Source organism: Fulvivirga sp. M361, from assembly GCF_007097395.1.
In the GTDB taxonomy this organism is placed as follows: domain Bacteria; phylum Bacteroidota; class Bacteroidia; order Cytophagales; family Cyclobacteriaceae; genus Fulvivirga.
Window position 1 is genome coordinate 13,571 of the sequence record NZ_VKDC01000029.1, and the last position, 16,719, is coordinate 30,289.

The window sequence follows — 16,719 nt, forward strand, 5'->3', positions numbered from 1 at the left end:
TACTAGTAACTTTTGTACCTAAGAGGATTAGCTTATGTGATGGAACAATTAAGCTTTATTCTTAAGTTTTTTAGGATCTTGACGAGAATCAAACAAGGTAACTATTTCTATTTCAGTTGATTTAACCCTGTAAAATAAACTGTTTTGCTCTGTAATAACACATTTGTACAATCCTTTTATCTCAATAGATTCAGGGCAACTTTTAGGATAATCCGATATTCGGGATAGACTCTGGTCTAGTTTCTTGATAAAGTCATTTTTGATCTTTTCAGACCAGTGTGTTTCCAGGCATTCTAATAGATTGGACAGTTTGGATTTTGCTGTAGGTGATAATACTACCTTTTTACCCATTACCGATGTTTTGACATGAACTCTTCATAATCAAACTTTTCTCCTCGATCCAACTCTGACATACCCTGACGGATTTCACTCTTTTGGTCTTCAGTAAGATCATTCCAAAAATCACGTTCATTAGCTTTTACAAACTGTTTCAGTTTTTCCACTAAGCCTATGTCTTTGATCTGGGTTATGTATTCGATTAAGGAGTATTTTTCTGCCTGAATATCCATAGGAATAGGATTTATTTTTGGTAAAGATAAGGGTTTCATCTTTCTTTTGGTTTAATCCGTGTAATTCAAAGATAAAGGGCCTTCAATTAGTCAACCAGGATCGCCGGAAAACGATCGTGCATAGGCCAAAGACACTCATACATGGTCTTATATAGAACTGTTTAGCCTACACCCTGGTCTTAGGTTTAGCGCAGCGATCCTAAGACCCTAAAAAACCAAGAGCGTCCGCTCGGACTACTTTAGAAAAACGTCCTCTATTATTTACAACATTTTCCTACAGAATGGACGTTACCACACACAAGTCAGAAGTTATACCGATCAAACTAAACAACAAAAACGATTGCTAACTTACCCTCAACCTGTCTTTCGTAACTCATACAACTACTCCATTCCCAGGCTACAGGATCATCTACAAAGCCAGCTTCCATTGGGTTGTTATGGATATAATCCAGCCGTTGGTCCATCATTTTGTTCGTAGACAGTTCCACAGGGTGATTATGCTGCTGCCATAATTGAAAGTCCAGGTTACGTTTGTTCTTTTTGCTGGCTCTTTCAAACATCCATAATAATCACTTTCGCCTGCTTTCCCTGGGATTTGTTTCGATACATTGCCTCAGTTGCCTGGAAGTAAAGCCTTTAAAATCACGAATGATGGATGATCGCTCCCTGCCTTCTGCTGCACTTACCATTAAATGGACATGACTGGTCATGATACACCACGCATGGATCATTAATCCTTTATGCCGCTGACAGTAATTCAGGCTATCCACCAGAATCTCCCTGTATTCATTACGTATGAATAAATCGATCCAGTTAACTACTGTGAAGGTGACGAAATAATATCCTTGTTGATCGTTGATGGTGTATTTTCTTCCCATCTGTTGAAATTTGTTTTCAGAGAGGTAAACCGAGCGGACGCTCTATCCGATTATAGGTCTTAGGATCGCTGCGCTAAACCTAAGACCAGGTTCGTGTCAGGCTAAGTCTGGCCGTTAAATAAAACTAACGCATGGACTATTTATATACGCGATGTCTTAAAGGTAAAAAGCAAACGGGATCGATATACTGTGTGGTATAAAACCAATTGGCACAATAATTTCCCGTGTTAGATGTGCTACATTCTTTAGCTGGAGTGCCCCCCTGTACCTTTTAACATGCGGGTGTAAAGAGTATCTTGACAGATTGGATTCTATCTTCTGTAGATGTTTTTGCTTTTAAATAAGAACTGAATGCCAGAATTATAGCGCATGTAAGCGCTATAAGTGTCGGGATGTTTTTTGTTAGATTTTTCATACGTATTGTATTTGGGTGAATTGATTTTATTGGATCATTGTCAGCGCTCCATGCTCCAGACCATTATCAAGGTCAAGCCGATAGGTGAATAATCCTTACTTTGGCGGGCTAGGAGGAAAAATATCAAAGACAATAAGTTTCATCACTAAGCATTGGTCTGAAGAAACCGATGTGATGGATTCTGCAGATGGCTGTTTCTTTGAGTTTTTGGATAATTACTACTCGAACCATAAAAGCATCACACGTAAAAATGTAGCAATGCATTTTAATGTGTTTTCCATGATGGCAGGCCGAAAGTGCGTCAGGGAAGTGAAAGAAAAGTTTAAACTCGCTCAAAAAAATGATGATTGGGAGAATATTCTGAAGGTAGCTGAGCGATGTGAAGACCCATTTGATTTGGAAAAACTGAAAAAGATGGCCTCGGTTATGGACTGAATGTGTTAATCTCTTGCCTCACTCTGGTCTGAGGTTAAGCGCAGCGATCCTAAGACCAGCCTCGTTATCCGTAGGTTCCGGTGTTTTCAAGGAAGACATCTAACATCCAGCTTAATCAAAGTAGTTCCAAAACCCGTAAGGCAACCCCATTCGTACGTTATCATCTCCATGATCCATAGCGGCCTGTTTCATTTCCTTTCGCATGCTTTCCAGCAGGGCTTGATATTCAGGAAAGCCGACCAGGTCGAAGGTCTCCCAGGGGTCCTTTTTAATGTTGAAAAGTTGTGTCACCCGTGATCCTTTTTTGGATTCCATTTTTGTTTTAGCGTCGTATGCATCGGCCCGTACGTATTCTATCAGCTTGTAATCTCCCTGACGAAAAGCACGCTGGAAATGTAAATAGGCATGGTAGGTATACGCTCTTGTTTCCTTTTCTTTTCCTGCAATAACCGGTAACAGGCTCTTGCCGGTCACTGACTCCGGTACCTCGATCTGGGCCAGGTCACAAAGGGTTGGGAAAATATCGTGGAGGTAACTCAGCGCATCAATTTTACGGCCTTTGTCCTTAATCGCTCCTCCTGAAAGGATAAATGGCACGTGAATGCCGTCTTCATCATAAACATTTTGTTTTCCTAACAACCCGTGATTTCCTACCGCCAGACCGCTATCGCCTGCCAGTATAATGAGGGTGTTTTCATATTGACCACTTTTTTTTAATGCCGATATTACCTTACCGATCTGCGCATCCAGATGGGTAATAATGGCATAGTACGCCGCTAATTCTTTTTGTACGATCTGGGGGGTTCGGGGCCATTCTGCCAGTTTTTCATCACGTAAATACAGATGACCATTATCAAAAGGATGTTGGGAGGCATAAGAAGGGGGCAGCAGCATTTTTTCCGGGGGATACCTCTCCACATACGCTTTTGGCGCTTGTCGCGGATCGTGCGGCGCATGAAATGCCAGATACATGAAAAATGGTTTTTTTGAGGTGTAACCCTCAATGTACTCACTGGCTTTTTCAGCAAATACTTCCGAAGTGTGCGGCCCGTCTTCTTCTGTTCCGAAAGGTCCTCTTTTGTACTGGTGGGTCATGGGCTTCTCCACGAGTTTGCCCTGTGTGTCGTACCCTAAAAGGTAGGCCTGGTCATTATGGAGGTCCTTTCCTTTACTGTAATCCCATAAGGGCATTCTGAAATGGTCTTCCAGGTACAGGCCAAGTCCCATAACACGCTCAACGGTATCAAATGATCGTACCAGTGAATGTCTGTCCTGGTCCCACTTTCCTACCATATGCGTATTATAGCCTGCCTTTTTGAATGCCTCTCCCATGGTGGTGTGGTCAGTCGGGATATTCTTCCCTATTCCGTCCAGTTGAAAAAGGTCCCTGCCAGTCAGCAGCATGGCTCTGCTCGGCGTACAGGTTGCTCCGGTGAAGGCTCCCATTAAGTACGTGTTGGAGAAGGAAATACCATTTTCCACCAGCCTGTCCATATGAGGTGTTTTTACCTGCTGTTTCCCCAGGGCATGAATGCCGGTATAACGATGATCGTCAGTGTAGATCACCAGGATGTTGGGCTTATTTTTTTGTGCTACTGCCCTTACCACTGAAACAGTGCTTAAGGCTATGAACAGGTATAAGGCAGGGCTGCGCACATTTCTATTTTTTATTGGATTGAACAATGTCTTTTTCTGCTATGGACTGGTTATTGACATAAACACTTTTGATATGATGATCTTTCACATCTTCTAAAAAGACAGGCTTACGGGCATCTTCCCCTTTGCGGTAGATATGAATATTATCTAGTGTAAGGCCTTTTACATGTCTTACATAAAAACCATAAGCCGGTAAGGTGCCTGTTAAATGAAATTCCGGCCACCATCCTTCTAATACATCGAGGGTATATTCTTTAATGTCCGTCTTTGCTGCGTCTTCTGCTGTTCCGCCGCCTGGTACTATAAATTGAATATTGCTAAAAAGAATGTTTTCTATGTCATGTCCCGGCATGCCAGTGATGTAAAATGCGGCGTCTTTGTCCAGTTCGCTGTTATCTGCAATGATGTTGCTGAAAATAAAGTTATGCATGGATTTCATAGACGGGTATACCCCTTCAGGGGATCCTACAAAGGCACGTTGCTGCGCAAAGGTCATGAATACCGGCCTGGGCACATTTTTCATAGTAAGGTTCGTAAAGGTCATGTTCTTCATCTCGCCCCCCTCATTCATCTGGATTTTCAGTCCTGCATCCTGGATATCGTTAAACGTGCAATTACTTACGGTTACGGATTCAAAGTCTCCGCGCGACAATAAACCAATACGCATTCCGGCCCATTTGCTGGTGAAAGTACAATTAGTGACCGTAACATTTTTACAGGGCTTTTCCGGGTCTGAAGCCTGAAGGCAAATAGAATCGTCGCTCGTATCGAATGAGCTATTGGAAACCCGCACATTGGTACAGCCATCGAAGTCCAGACCATCTCCATTATGGTTTACCCTGCTGCGGATGCTGATCCCGTCTACCACAATGTTATCGCAATAGATCCATGCGGACGTCCATGCTGCGGGATTTATGAGCGTTACATCACGGATATGTATGTTCTGACAATTCAAAAAACGGATCATCATGGGGCGACCGGTTTTATTGTTGAAGTTTTCAGGGTGTCCATTGCCGTCAATGGCGCCATAACCTTCTATTGCAAAAGACTTCGCATCTTGGGCAAAGATGAGGCACTTGTCCATGTGGGGTTCATTTTTATATTGATTTCGGAAGGTGTTTTCAGCATAATCTTTTATATCCGGGCTACCCATAAGTACTGCTCCGCCTTCTATGTGGAGTGTTACAAAATCCTTCATGAAAATGGTGCCGATCACCACGGTTTTTCCTGCGGGAATTAATACAAGCCCTCCACCGTTTTCAGTACAGGCGTCTACAGCAGCCTGGACCGCTTTGGTGTCTTTGGTACGGCCATCTGCCCTGGCGCCAAAATCCATTACATTAAAATCTTTTGCCAATAACTGCAGAGGCAATAGAAAAAAGAGTAGGTATTTAAAGCAATTCATAGATATACTAAAATCTGTTTTCCGGATAAAAAGCACGCCATTTACGCCTGCTAAAATGTGTATAGGTAGACACTGCTACTTTGACGTCATAAGGTCAGTAACATCAACGAGCAACCTCTCTTCCCTTTTATCTTCACCTGCAATGCTAAACGTTACATTATTCATTTCTAACGTAGAGATATGTCGGGCATACATCCCATAAGCCGGTAGTACGCCGAAAAAGCTAAATTCCGGGTAATCGGTTTCCATCTCTTCAATGTCCGGATCGCGATGTTCTTTTTTACCGCCGCCGGGTAATTTAACGGTTATATTTTCGAGGTGCACCTTGCCAATTTTATGCTTTTGGGTCCCTGATATAAAAATACCGGAAGGAGGGGAGACCCTGGATTCATCAACGGAACGGGTAACGGCAGTCACATTGCTTATTTTTACATCATTGATGCTGCCCACTTCTTGCTTTGGTGCATCGCGATACGTGCGCAGCCGCTCTCCTAAACGTATAAAAACAGGCATGTCTACATTTTCCATCCGGATGCTGTTAATGGCAATGTTATAGATATCTGCGCCATCCACGCTTAGTATTTTAATGCCCCCTCCTTTTGTATTGTGGAGGTCACAATTCCGTATGGCAATATCATAAAAATCACCCATTGATTCGGTACCGAATTTGATCGTACCCCAGTCGCTTTTCAATCGGCAATTACTTACTTCGATATGATGTGCAGGCTTAGGACTGGTAGTTTTGAAGCAGATGGCGTCATCACCACTGTCTATATCACAATTTCGGATGATGGCGTCGTAACTTGAATCCAGATCGATACCGTCGTTGTTGGCATTAGCATGGCTGTATATTTTGACACCTTCCATTAAAATATCCGAACATTGATAGTAGTGCACGGTCCATGCAGCCGGTTGCCGTAGCTCAACGTCTTTCACTACAATACCGGCGGAACGGACAAACCGCAATAAAAAAGGCCTGTTTTTGGCATGCTTGTTAAACACGGTTTTACTTACATCAAGACGTTGGGTCAGCTGTGTAAAATGCGCTTGCTTAAACAAATGCCCCCGGCCATCGATCCGGCCTTGGCCTGTCACGGAAACATTGCGGACGTCCAATGCACCTACCAGGCATTTTCCCCGTTCCTGCCCCGTGGCATCTACAAAGCCATCTATACTGATGTAATCCATCGGATTCTCACTTCCCAGCAGTTGTGCACTTTGGTCTACTTTAAGGGCTACATTGTTTTTTAGCAAAATAGTGCCTGACAGGTAGGTGCCATCGCTGATCAGCACTGTGCCACCGCCAGCTTCACTACAGGCGTCAATGGCCTTCTGTATGGCTATTGTGTTTATTGTGGCGCTATCTCCTATAGCACCAAACTCCAGCACGTTCCAGGTTTTATCTGATGACTGACAACCTGTAAATGGATGAGATATCAGGATGAGAAGTATTCCGTTGATGAAAGATCGCACCATTTTATTGGGGTCACAGGTAGTAGTAGTTTTGAGGATAACTAATTTACTTTCTATGAGTGGCTTGCCTGTGAACAATGGTTTTACCTTGCCGATTTTTCTGGCAAAAGATAGCTACAGGTGAATTGCGTATTGTACCCTGACCATATCTCAAAAGGTCAAAAAAGAGCTTACCGTACCGGGCAGATTAAATATGAAATGGCCTGAAGAGGTAAAGACCAAGCTTGTTTCAGGGATGTGCCGCCACCCAAACTTCACCGTCTTCAAAAATCTCTTTTTTCCAGATGGGCACGGTTTCCTTCAATGTGTCGATGGCGTACTGGCATGCTTCAAACGCTGCTTTGCGATGCGGAGCGGATACGGCTATGATGACAGGCACCTCACCTACTTCCAGACTACCCACCCTATGGTGGATACTCACATGAAGTGTGTCCCACTGATGCGAGACGTATTCTGCAATCTTCAGCATTTCTTTTTTAGCCATAGGAACGAAGGATTCAAATTCCAGCCGTACTACTTTCTTTCCTTTCGTTTGGTTTCTTACCGTACCTACAAACACCACCATACCTCCGGCGGACGGGTCTGAAACAGCATCGTAACATGCCTTTTCTGCTAATGGGTGTTCTGATAGTTGGATGTCAATCATAAGTCATATTAGCCTCCGCTTACAGGTGGTATGATCACCACCTCGTCTCCTTCATGCAGTAGGTAGTCATCGTTCTGGTAATCTTCATTGATGGCAAATTTTAAACTTTGCAATTTATTGAACTCAGGGTATTTGTTCGTCAAAGCGTTTTTAAGGTCAAGAATACTTGCAGGCGTATCAATGAAAAAACCCGTTGTAGTGCCTTTCATAATATCTTTTGCGATGCCGAACGCGATTAGTTTTACTTCCATTGCTCCTCCTTAAGATGATGTGTTATTGCCTCCCAACTGGATTTGATACAATCTACCCTGCCATCAAAGTTTTTTAATTCATTTAATATTTTCAAGCATTCATCATCAAAATCCATCGGCGTGATGCCCGTGAGTGATGCTATAAATGTATCGCCTAACGCTACTACTTCCTCTAACCTCTTGCCTTCTACTTTTCTGGCCAAAATAGAGGTTGAAGCCTTGGAGATGGCGCATCCAAACCCATGAAAATAGGCGGATTGAACAACACCTTCGCTCATGTCTAAGTACAATTGATATTTGTCTCCGCAGATGGGATTATAAGCTTCAATGACAGTATTGGCCTGCGCGTGTTTTTCAAAATGATAAGGTTCCTTACTTGCAGGAATGATTTTGCTCTTATATAATATTTCTAACTCTTCTTTGGTCATGACCAGAACTTAATTAAAGCGATTAACGATGCCTTCAATTGGTCTATATCATCTCGTGTGTTATAAATAGAGAAAGAAGCCCGGATGGTAGCGCCTAAGCCGAGTGATGCGAGAAGCGGCTGTGTACAATGTGTTCCCGCCCGAACGGCTATCTGGTCCTGGTTCAGAAAAGAAGCTACATCGTGAGGATGAATGTCGGTTACCGTAAAGGACACTATACCAGATCGTCCGGATGGGCTACCCACAACATTAATTTCGGGAACAGTGTTTAACGTTGCCACGCAATAATCCGTCAGGTCCCGGATATGGTTACTTACATCAGTCTTATCCAATGATCCAATATAATCTATCGCAGCGCCCAAACCAATGACACCTGAAATGTTGGCCGTTCCTGCTTCCAGGTTAAAAGGAAAATCTCTAAAGGTGGTGCGTTCGTTCGTTACCTCCCTGATCATACCTCCTCCTACATTGTACGGCAGTACTTCTCCAAGGTGTTTTTCTGCTACCTGCAGTATACCCACGCCAAAGGGGGCAAACATTTTATGACCGGAAAACGCCAGGAAATCATATTCCATTTGGTCCAAACTTAACGCACAATGGGAAATACTCTGTGCCGCATCGATCAAAACCGGAATATTTTTCTTATGTGCCATCGCAATGATGTCTTCAATAGGGTTTACTGTACCTAAAGTATTTGATATATGATTGATGGCCACCAATTTCGTTTTGCTATCTATCAGTGCCCTGAGTTTATTCATATCAAGGTTGCCATGCGGATCGATGGGCACTATTCTTAGTTCTGCATGGTGGGTCTGTGTTAACACCTGCCAGGGAATAAAATTAGCATGGTGTTCCATGATGGTAGTGATCACATTATCGCCCGGCATTATTTTTTTGGATAAATAGGACTGTGCTACAATGTTGATGGATTCTGTGGTGCCTTTGGTAAAAGCAACCGTATTGGAGTTTTCGGTGCCCAGAAAATGTGCCACTTTCGTCCGTATTTGTTCGTAACGCTTTGTAGCAGTACTGGAGAGATCGTACAGTCCACGATGGATATTAGCATTTTCAAAGGAGTCAAATCGTGTGACTGCCTCAATCACAGCCCTGGGCCGTTGAGTAGTGGCCGCATTATCCAGGTAGGATAGCCTGGGGTTGGCTTCAAAAATGGGAAATGCGGACTTTATGGTAGTAACGGGCTTAATATTTTGAGATATCTTTACAGGTAGAGAACGAACCGTAAATTAAAAGAGTTATTTAGATTGAGTGCCACTATTTAACATTAATCAAAAGTAAATGCTTGTCGATAACCATGGAAGGGAAATTAACTACCTGAGGTTAGCCGTCACAGACCGGTGTAACCTGCGGTGTTTTTACTGCATGCCTGAGCATGGTATCAAATACGTGAACCGTAAAGACCTGCTCACTTTTGAGGAAATGGCGCGATTGGTACGCGTTTTCGGAAGTATGGGTATTTCGAAGGTAAGAATAACTGGCGGTGAGCCCTTTGTACGCAGGGGGATCATGGAGTTTCTGGATGAAATAACACAGATGGACGCCATCCGGGAAGTGAACATTACTACCAACGGGACCTTCACAAAAGATAAGATACCAAGGTTGGAAGCTATGGGCATTAAATCGATCAATCTCAGCCTTGACAGCCTGGATAAGCAACGTTTTTTTGACATTACGCGAAGAGATCTTTTTGATGATGTAATGTCTACTTACCACAGGCTGGTGGAGTCTTCCATTAAGGTCAAAATAAATATGGTGGTGATGGAAGGGAGGAATATCGAAGATATTTACTCCATGCTGGAACTTACGAAAAATGAAGATGTAGCCGTTCGTTTCATCGAAGAGATGCCATTTAACGGTACTGATGGTCAGGGCAATAGTTCTTTTTGGCCTATGAAACAGATCCTGGAGCACGTTGAAAGGAAATACGCCATTAAAAAATTGCAAGATGCTCCCAACTCCACTTCCAGCAATTATAGCATTGATGGCTACAAAGGTTCTTTTGGGATTATTGCCGCTTATACACGTACCTTTTGTGGTACATGTAATCGGATCAGGTTAACACCCCAGGGCACATTACGAACCTGTTTGTATGGTGAGGGGAAAGTTAATTTCAGAGACCTTATCAGGGACGGGATGACGGACGATGAACTCGGCCAAAACCTGAAAAGGGTACTGAATGTGAGAGAAAAAGACGGGTTCGAGGCAGAAAAATTACGCGCCGGTGCTTCTCCGGCCTCAGAATCGATGGCAACGATCGGCGGATAAATATGATTACTGTAGAAGAAGCATTACAAATTGTTCTTGACAATGCCCGGGACATCGGTATAGAAGAAATTCCATTGGAAGCTGCCATGGGCCGCGTACTGCGCGAAGAGGTAAGCGCTGACCGTGATTTTCCGCCGTATGATCGAATCACTATGGATGGTATTGCCATCCGCTATGATCGTTTTAAACAGGGATGTCGAACATTTCATATCGAAGGGGTAGTGGCGGCAGGAGCTGAAAAACAAAGCCTTAAAAACCCTGACGCCTGTCTGGAAGTAATGACAGGCGCTATTATGCCTGGAGGAGCAGATACCGTGATACGTTATGAAGATATCCTCATTGATGAAGGTAAAGCCACTATTCAGCTCGATGCCCTTGTATTAGGTCAAAACGTGCATGACCGTGGTGCGGACCGGGTAAAAGGACAAAAACTTCTCGAACAAGGGGTGCGTATTTCGGCAAGTGAAATAGGAGTGTGTGCCACGGTTGGTAAGCATCAAATTAAGGTAAGTCGACTGCCAAAAGCACTCGTACTGTCTACGGGCAATGAGTTAGTGGAAATTAACGAGATACCCCAGGACCACCAGATCAGAAAAAGTAATGTACATTGCGCTGCTTCTTTGTTAAGAAGTTATAAGGTACCGGTAGATATAGCCCACCTGATGGATGATTACGATGAGATTATTGTCAAAATGAAGGAATATCTGAATACCTACGACGTAATCTTGTTAAGTGGAGGCATTTCAAAGGGAAAGTTTGATTTCCTTCCGGATGCACTAAAAGAATCAGGAGTAAGGCAGTTGTTTCACAAGGTACGGCAACGTCCAGGAAAACCTTTTTGGTTTGGTCAATACGGCAATGATACGACGGTTTTTGCATTTCCAGGGAATCCTGTTTCCGGTTTTATGTGTTTGTTCCACTATTTTTTTCCGTGGTTAGAAAGCTCTACAGGTTGGATAGGCAACAAAGAACTTCCTGTGGCAGTCTTGGCTGAGGATATCCAATTCAAACCGGACTTGACCTACTTTTTACAGGTACAACTTCGTTTTGAGAAAGATGGAAGGATAGGGGCTTATCCAATGAAAGGCAATGGCTCGGGAGATTTAGCTAATCTGACCAGCACTGACGCATTTTTAATCTTACCACAGGATACTGTTCATTTCAAAAAGGGTAGTATCTATCCATATATCGCTTTCAGAAGTATTTTTTAAGTAAATAAGTTAAGACTTAACCCCCCAATAGCTACTAAATACAAGTCTATGCAAGTAATAGAAATTCAACCAACACCAGGAAACGATACTCAAAACGTTCAAAGTGCTATTAATGGTTTGAGCAATGGTATTGTACTATTTGGTCCGGGTATTTATACCCTGGACGCCATGATCAACTTAAAAGATAATGTTTCACTTATGGGTAAAGTGAAACATGGTGCTGTGATCAGAAAAACGAATAACGGCAACATGTTTTACGGAACAGCAGTTTCTGATGTTGAAATTAGTGGATTGAGTTTTGATGGTTTGAATAATCAATGTACCCCAATCGGTTTTGGAGGGAGTGCTTCTGCCGGAGACTGTTTCGGTTGTGGAGGAACTCCCAGTAAAAGAATTTCTGTCAATGATAATCTCATTCAAAACATTGGAGGTGAGTTTGGATATGGTATTGTGTACTTGAATACACTAGATGCCACTATTTATAATAACCATTTAAGAAATGTATCGCGTGACGCCATCCAGGAGAAAAACTGTAAAAACCTTTCGATCATGGAGAACTTTGTTCTTAACGCCGGAGAAGCCGGTATTGATTTGCATTACCACGGTGAGATAAGAGGAGAAAATATTAATGTCACCTCAAATACCGTTCTAAACTCAGGGAACCATGGAATTGCGATAGGTGAAAACAATTGTTTTGTTGAGAATAATATAGTTAATAATTCGCAAGGATATGCTTTGATAATATCTAGTAGCTGTGAGAATGTCGTAATAAAAAGCAATACAATCATTGGTTCAAAAAGAGCAATATCCACTAATCCTGAGCTTCAATTAAAAAATCTATTTATTGATAATAATGTTATTAAGAACAGCGATGAATTTGCCATCATGATTGAAGATAAAATCGAACAGTGTTTTATTGCTAATAACGTTATTGAGAATTGGGGTAGCGCTTTTAACGGGATCAAGCTTAAGGGAAGGGGAGACGTAATGATTAAAAACAATAGATTAAGCTCATTACCCAATAGTGGAAATGCTATTTACTCAGATTATGATTTCAATATCCAATTGATAGAGAATATGATCAATGGCACCCTGGATTTAAGAGGACCGAAACAATTGAAGCCATTGTACAACCGAAAATGGACTTTAGTATCTCAGGAGCAATATAATGAGACAGTAGAGGAGATCCTTAAACAAACCTTTCTGTTAAGAATTGATGTAGAATCAAATACAGCCTTGTGTGGTCTGGCCGTTATTAAATCTGACCCTAACAGCCAGGGAAACATGGCTGAGAAACTTGCCGGAGGGCCTGATTTAATTGTGGTAAATTATCCAGCCAATCTATATTCAAACCCTTCAAACAAATTGATTGTTGGTATAGGCTACGGAGGTCAACTAAGCGTATTCAACGGTTTGGCAGGTGGCGTAGAAGTATCCATTGGAATTCTATCCTGATATGTTTTCATAGTCTTCTAATGTGTCAATATCCTTGAGTATTTCCTCGGTATTGATTTGTACTCGAATGATATGCCGTTGATTGTCTTGTACAATCTCTTTACATCCTTCCGGCTCTCGATGTGCCAGAATAGTCTTTTTGTAATGGGAAGAGAAAATTACAGGATTACCTTTTTCCTTTTTATAAAAAGGAACGATGATCTTTTTTGAATTTTGAGCATAATGCTTGTGGAAGACTTTGATCAACAGGTTGTACGTATCCGGTGTTATGAATGGCTGGTCCCCTAAACATATCATATAACCAGCTGCATTTGTGGCAGAATGTACTCCTTTTTGAATAGAAGTGGTCATCCCTTTTTGATACTCTGTATTTTCTACGATCTGTATTCGGCCATTTTGATAGGGGAGCAGCTTATCTTTTGAAAAATCACTGGTAACTATAATAATATCGTTTATGTCACTTTTCATGAGATTATCAATGACCGTTGCTATGATTGTAGCCCCCTGAAAAGGTAAGAACAGCTTGTTTTCATCACCCATCCGCAATGACCTGCCTGCGGAAAGAACAATGGCTGTAACTTCAGGCATTTACTTTAGGCAATATGGAGGCCAGTTCATCCTGTGTATTTACATTGGACAGGACTTCCGTTCGGTCAATTTTGAGTTCTTCAATATCGCTATTGATCAAGACCTTGCGTGGACATGAATATCCATTCGCCAGAAATTGGAGTAAGACCGGGTAGGCCCTCGGCTCCCATAGTGTGATCAGTGGCTCAGGAAACCCGGTTTCCGGGTTGTGAAAGCACGTAGCCAGTTTCGAAGGGTTTCTATGCCGGATAAGATAGTCTAATGTTTTCTTATCCAGCAGAGGAATATCTGTGGCAATGGTGAGCCACGCGCTGTTAGGGTCTTTTCTAAAGGCCGATAAAATGCCGCCATAGGGTCCAAGGTCATGGAAGCTATCAGCGATCAACGGATATTGAGTATCAAATACCGAAGCCTCATTTCTTACGGATATAAATGTCTCTTCACAAAAACCGCTCATGAGATCTGCCAGGTACTCGCGTTGTGGTTTTCCATGATAGTCAATGTTACCCTTATCTTGTCCCATACGCGTACTTTTTCCACCGGCCAGTACCAGCCCCTTGATGCCGGGAGTCTTACTGGAAATTTCATGTTTCAACACTCCGGTTATACCTTCAACGTCCTTGATGGAGAATACAGGAATTGACGCATAATCATCTACATGCTCTTCCAGGAAAGAAAAAACCTCTTGCTGACCGTCATCCAGTACAAATAGGGTGACATTGGTCAGGCGGTCCAGCTTACGTTCTAAAGACGCTCTTTTTTTCTCATTGATAAGGACGATCTGTTTTGCTGCCTTGAAGTGGTTCCCATTGATCAATACAGCATCGGATGTGTTGAATAAAGATCTGAATCGGTAATCAATGGCTTCATCCTGAAACGTAAGCGCATGATGGTCAATATTGTCAGAATAAACGGTAGTAAATACGTCTTTTCGGGCCTCACTGTTATGGGCAGCATCAACGTAGCCTATGTGATGATCTGGTGAGAGAGACGTAGCCAGTTGTTGGCTGAAATTTTGGATAATATCACATGGCGCCCCCAGTATGGCGAATTCACTGCGATGGAATCGGCCCCCTTCAGGGACAGCTAGTTTGGCGTGTTTTTTATGGGGTTTTGAAGTCACTTTTTCCTCCTTTTTTTTCTAATAATCTGGTCTCACTGATAATGATATTATGTGAGAACCCTTTACACATATCGTAAATGGTAAGTGCAGCTACGGATGCACCGGTAAGGGCTTCCATCTCCACGCCCGTTTTGCCTGCTATTTTTGCCGTACATGTTATTTCTACCTCTTTATGGTCGTTGATCTCTATGTTTACCGAGCATTTATCCAGTCCCAATGGGTGACATAACGGGATCAGGTCGCTGGTTTTTTTTGCCGCCATAATACCCGCCAGTACGGCAGTTTGAAATACAGGTCCCTTTTTGGTATGGATCTCGTCATTTTCTAACCTGGAAATGATGGCCTCATCCAGGATTACTTTGGATAGGGCAGTGGCTGTACGTGCAGTTACTTTTTTCTCCGATACATCGACCATTGTCGGGTCGCCTTTTTTATCCAGATGTGAAAATGTTTTTTCCATGTAAACGAGGTATTTCTTATCGACTTTTTATACTTCAGAAGTGACTTTAATGTCTATTCAGCCTTTCGCTTTCTTAAAATTAACGAATTGGAATGGCTAACACCATGAAAGAGAATTGAAACTAAAGTCAATTCAAGTCTTTTACACATCGAAACCCGGTATGGTTAAACCCGGAATCTTTGCTGGAGCTCATACGTCGGGCGACACGATACCCACTGCAATAGCTGTCGTTGCAAAGAAATGAACCTCCACGGATCACATGCTTTGGCGAATAAGGTTCCCTTGGATCATAATACTGTTCTGACCCCAGGGGATTTGAGACCAGGCCCTTTGCCGCATCTTTCTGGTAGGCGGAGAAGTCATATTTATCATTACACCACTCCCAGACGTTCCCGGCCATATCGTATAGGCCATAACCGTTGGCAGAAAAAGATTTTACAGGAGCTGTGCCGTAATGACCATCCAGCACATGATTTTGATGTGGAAAAATACCTTGCCAAAAATTGGCTTTATCGGTTGCCTCAGCAATAGGTGTGTTACCCCACGGATATTTAACATCTTTGAGCCCGCCCATAGAGGCCCATTCCCACTCGGCTTCGGTGGGGAGTCTTTTACCTGCCCATTGGGCGTAAGCCTGTGCATCATCCCAGGCGATGTGGACAGCGGGATGGTCCATACGACCCTCAATGGAGCTACCAGGCCCTTCGGGTTGGCGCCAGTTTGCTGCTGTGGTCCACTGCCACCATTGGCTATAATCGTTGAAATCCTGAACAGGGTCTTCCGTTTCTTTGAAAACAAGTGAACCTGCCCGTAGCACTGAATCAGGTGGTTTCGGTGTTCCTTCAGGTACTTGTTTTTTGATCTCCTCCCAATCAATGTCCCTTTCGGCAATGGTCACATAACCCGTTTCTTCAATGAAGCGCGCAAATTGAGCATTGGTGACCTCAGTGACGTCCATGTAAAACGTGCCCACTTTCACCTCGTGTCTTGGAAACTCATCTTGATAAGCCTGGTCGGATTTGCCCCCCATTTCAAATTGGTTTCCCGGTATAAGTACCATACCTTCCGGGGTGTCTGCCCCGTTTGACTCTTCAGAAGGAGGAGAACATGCCTCCATTCCTATGAAAATAAGTGCCAGTATAACCGCTAAATTCTTTCTGTAAATCAATTTTTGATAAAGTTAAAGTCGTTTTAAAGGTACTGATTTATGTACTATTCCTTTTAAAATGATGTTTGCGAATACTTTTTCGGGGGTAATGAGTATAATAATCTTAAATCATTCTGACATCTTGTAAGAAATTTTGTGGTTAGCGGTACTAGTGTCGTGTCAATGATTAAATGACATATCCGATGTTGATTATGCGTAGTGTTTCCAGGAACCAGCGCTATTCGATGAGTAGGCCTCGGCAATAATCATTAGGCAAAGTTTATAGATACATTATT

General features: G+C 42.7%; 19 protein-coding genes. 4 read left to right on the top strand and 15 right to left on the bottom strand.

Features of this window, described 5'->3' with window-relative positions; all coding sequences use genetic code 11:
* Positions 1-48: 48 nt before the first annotated feature.
* The 4 genes from FNH22_RS23785 to FNH22_RS32735 form a co-directional block, all read right to left on the bottom strand.
* Positions 49-351 (bottom strand): type II toxin-antitoxin system RelE/ParE family toxin, encoded by a 303-nt coding sequence (locus FNH22_RS23785; RefSeq protein ID WP_143400957.1) that lies wholly within the window; start codon positions 349-351, stop codon positions 49-51.
* Positions 351-608 (bottom strand): hypothetical protein, encoded by a 258-nt coding sequence (locus FNH22_RS23790; protein WP_143400958.1) that lies wholly within the window; start codon positions 606-608, stop codon positions 351-353. Before FNH22_RS23790 ends, FNH22_RS23785 begins: the two co-directional genes overlap by 1 nt.
* A 284-nt stretch (positions 609-892) precedes the next feature.
* Complete coding sequence (locus tag FNH22_RS32730) at positions 893-1,129, bottom strand: hypothetical protein (protein WP_255518145.1); 237 nt, start codon at positions 1,127-1,129, stop codon at positions 893-895.
* Between the two features lie 9 nt (positions 1,130-1,138).
* A complete protein-coding gene (locus FNH22_RS32735) occupies positions 1,139-1,447 on the bottom strand; it encodes a transposase (protein WP_255518146.1) in 309 nt (102 codons plus the stop codon).
* A 499-nt stretch (positions 1,448-1,946) separates the two neighbouring features.
* On the opposite strand from FNH22_RS32735, the gene FNH22_RS23800 reads away from it, so the two are divergent.
* Positions 1,947-2,297: a hypothetical protein gene (locus tag FNH22_RS23800; RefSeq protein ID WP_143400959.1), complete on the top strand. Its 351-nt coding sequence runs from the start codon at positions 1,947-1,949 to the stop codon at positions 2,295-2,297.
* A gap of 111 nt (positions 2,298-2,408) precedes the next feature.
* Here FNH22_RS23800 and FNH22_RS23805 read toward each other — a convergent pair whose 3' ends face one another.
* The 7 genes from FNH22_RS23805 to FNH22_RS23835 all read right to left on the bottom strand — a co-directional run bounded on the left by FNH22_RS23805 (position 2,409) and on the right by FNH22_RS23835 (position 9,373).
* Positions 2,409-3,953, bottom strand: coding sequence for a sulfatase-like hydrolase/transferase (locus FNH22_RS23805; RefSeq protein ID WP_221420341.1), 1,545 nt, complete (start codon positions 3,951-3,953; stop codon positions 2,409-2,411).
* 4 nt (positions 3,954-3,957) lie between these two features.
* Positions 3,958-5,358, bottom strand: coding sequence for a glycoside hydrolase family 28 protein (locus FNH22_RS23810; protein ID WP_143400960.1), 1,401 nt, complete (start codon positions 5,356-5,358; stop codon positions 3,958-3,960).
* Positions 5,359-5,433: 75 nt separating this feature from the next.
* The gene (locus tag FNH22_RS23815) at positions 5,434-6,909 is read right to left on the bottom strand and encodes a glycoside hydrolase family 28 protein (RefSeq protein ID WP_221420342.1); all 1,476 of its coding nucleotides are present in this window, start codon (positions 6,907-6,909) and stop codon (positions 5,434-5,436) included.
* 151 nt (positions 6,910-7,060) lie between these two features.
* Entirely contained in the window at positions 7,061-7,477 is a 417-nt protein-coding gene (locus FNH22_RS23820) for a molybdenum cofactor biosynthesis protein MoaE (protein WP_143400961.1), read from the bottom strand.
* An 8-nt stretch (positions 7,478-7,485) separates the two neighbouring features.
* Positions 7,486-7,728, bottom strand: a complete 243-nt coding sequence (locus FNH22_RS23825; protein ID WP_143400962.1) for a MoaD/ThiS family protein — start codon at positions 7,726-7,728, stop codon at positions 7,486-7,488.
* Positions 7,719-8,156 (bottom strand): iron-sulfur cluster assembly scaffold protein, encoded by a 438-nt coding sequence (locus tag FNH22_RS23830; protein WP_143400963.1) that lies wholly within the window; start codon positions 8,154-8,156, stop codon positions 7,719-7,721. Before FNH22_RS23830 ends, FNH22_RS23825 begins: the two co-directional genes overlap by 10 nt.
* Complete coding sequence (locus tag FNH22_RS23835; RefSeq protein WP_143400964.1) at positions 8,153-9,373, bottom strand: aminotransferase class V-fold PLP-dependent enzyme; 1,221 nt, start codon at positions 9,371-9,373, stop codon at positions 8,153-8,155. Before FNH22_RS23835 ends, FNH22_RS23830 begins: the two co-directional genes overlap by 4 nt.
* Positions 9,374-9,452: 79 nt before the next feature.
* Here FNH22_RS23835 and moaA point away from each other — a divergent pair, with 79 nt between their 5' ends.
* The 3 genes from moaA to FNH22_RS23850 are packed head-to-tail and all read left to right on the top strand — an operon-like array spanning position 9,453 to position 13,105.
* A complete protein-coding gene (gene moaA / locus FNH22_RS23840; RefSeq protein WP_143400965.1) occupies positions 9,453-10,439 on the top strand; it encodes a GTP 3',8-cyclase MoaA in 987 nt (328 codons plus the stop codon).
* Between the two features lie 2 nt (positions 10,440-10,441).
* Positions 10,442-11,650 (top strand): molybdopterin molybdotransferase MoeA, encoded by a 1,209-nt coding sequence (locus FNH22_RS23845; RefSeq protein ID WP_143400966.1) that lies wholly within the window; start codon positions 10,442-10,444, stop codon positions 11,648-11,650.
* A gap of 48 nt (positions 11,651-11,698) precedes the next feature.
* Positions 11,699-13,105: a right-handed parallel beta-helix repeat-containing protein gene (locus FNH22_RS23850; RefSeq protein ID WP_143400967.1), complete on the top strand. Its 1,407-nt coding sequence runs from the start codon at positions 11,699-11,701 to the stop codon at positions 13,103-13,105.
* On the opposite strand, the gene FNH22_RS23855 is transcribed toward FNH22_RS23850, so the two are convergent.
* From FNH22_RS23855 to FNH22_RS23870, 4 genes are all read right to left on the bottom strand, one after another.
* Positions 13,097-13,693, bottom strand: a complete 597-nt coding sequence (locus FNH22_RS23855; protein WP_143400968.1) for an NTP transferase domain-containing protein — start codon at positions 13,691-13,693, stop codon at positions 13,097-13,099. The two genes, FNH22_RS23850 and FNH22_RS23855, sit on opposite strands and share 9 nt — an antisense overlap.
* Positions 13,686-14,816 (bottom strand): NTP transferase domain-containing protein, encoded by a 1,131-nt coding sequence (locus FNH22_RS32460; RefSeq protein ID WP_221420343.1) that lies wholly within the window; start codon positions 14,814-14,816, stop codon positions 13,686-13,688. The genes FNH22_RS23855 and FNH22_RS32460 overlap by 8 nt, the downstream gene beginning before the upstream one ends.
* The gene (moaC, locus tag FNH22_RS23865) at positions 14,797-15,276 is read right to left on the bottom strand and encodes a cyclic pyranopterin monophosphate synthase MoaC (RefSeq protein ID WP_143400969.1); all 480 of its coding nucleotides are present in this window, start codon (positions 15,274-15,276) and stop codon (positions 14,797-14,799) included. Before moaC ends, FNH22_RS32460 begins: the two co-directional genes overlap by 20 nt.
* A 127-nt stretch (positions 15,277-15,403) precedes the next feature.
* Positions 15,404-16,444 carry a formylglycine-generating enzyme family protein gene (locus FNH22_RS23870; protein WP_221420344.1) on the bottom strand — a complete coding sequence of 347 codons (1,041 nt, stop codon included), beginning with the start codon at positions 16,442-16,444 and terminating at the stop codon, positions 15,404-15,406.
* Between the last annotated feature and the right edge of the window lie 275 nt (positions 16,445-16,719).

Bases quoted from the DNA above. Each gene is read 5' to 3' on its own strand.
- FNH22_RS23850 (WP_143400967.1), top strand. From the start codon at position 11,699: ATGCAAGTAATAGAAATTCAACCAACACCAGGAAACGATACTCAAAAC.
- FNH22_RS32730 (WP_255518145.1), bottom strand. From the start codon at position 1,129: ATGTTTGAAAGAGCCAGCAAAAAGAACAAACGTAACCTGGACTTTCAA.
- FNH22_RS23830 (WP_143400963.1), bottom strand. From the start codon at position 8,156: ATGACCAAAGAAGAGTTAGAAATATTATATAAGAGCAAAATCATTCCT.
- FNH22_RS23820 (WP_143400961.1), bottom strand. From the start codon at position 7,477: ATGATTGACATCCAACTATCAGAACACCCATTAGCAGAAAAGGCATGT.
- moaC (WP_143400969.1), bottom strand. From the start codon at position 15,276: ATGGAAAAAACATTTTCACATCTGGATAAAAAAGGCGACCCGACAATG.
- FNH22_RS23790 (WP_143400958.1), bottom strand. From the start codon at position 608: ATGAAACCCTTATCTTTACCAAAAATAAATCCTATTCCTATGGATATT.
- moaA (WP_143400965.1), top strand. From the start codon at position 9,453: ATGCTTGTCGATAACCATGGAAGGGAAATTAACTACCTGAGGTTAGCC.
- FNH22_RS32735 (WP_255518146.1), bottom strand. From the start codon at position 1,447: ATGGGAAGAAAATACACCATCAACGATCAACAAGGATATTATTTCGTC.
- FNH22_RS23810 (WP_143400960.1), bottom strand. From the start codon at position 5,358: ATGAATTGCTTTAAATACCTACTCTTTTTTCTATTGCCTCTGCAGTTA.
- FNH22_RS23785 (WP_143400957.1), bottom strand. From the start codon at position 351: ATGGGTAAAAAGGTAGTATTATCACCTACAGCAAAATCCAAACTGTCC.
- FNH22_RS23845 (WP_143400966.1), top strand. From the start codon at position 10,442: ATGATTACTGTAGAAGAAGCATTACAAATTGTTCTTGACAATGCCCGG.
- FNH22_RS23825 (WP_143400962.1), bottom strand. From the start codon at position 7,728: ATGGAAGTAAAACTAATCGCGTTCGGCATCGCAAAAGATATTATGAAA.
- FNH22_RS23855 (WP_143400968.1), bottom strand. From the start codon at position 13,693: ATGCCTGAAGTTACAGCCATTGTTCTTTCCGCAGGCAGGTCATTGCGG.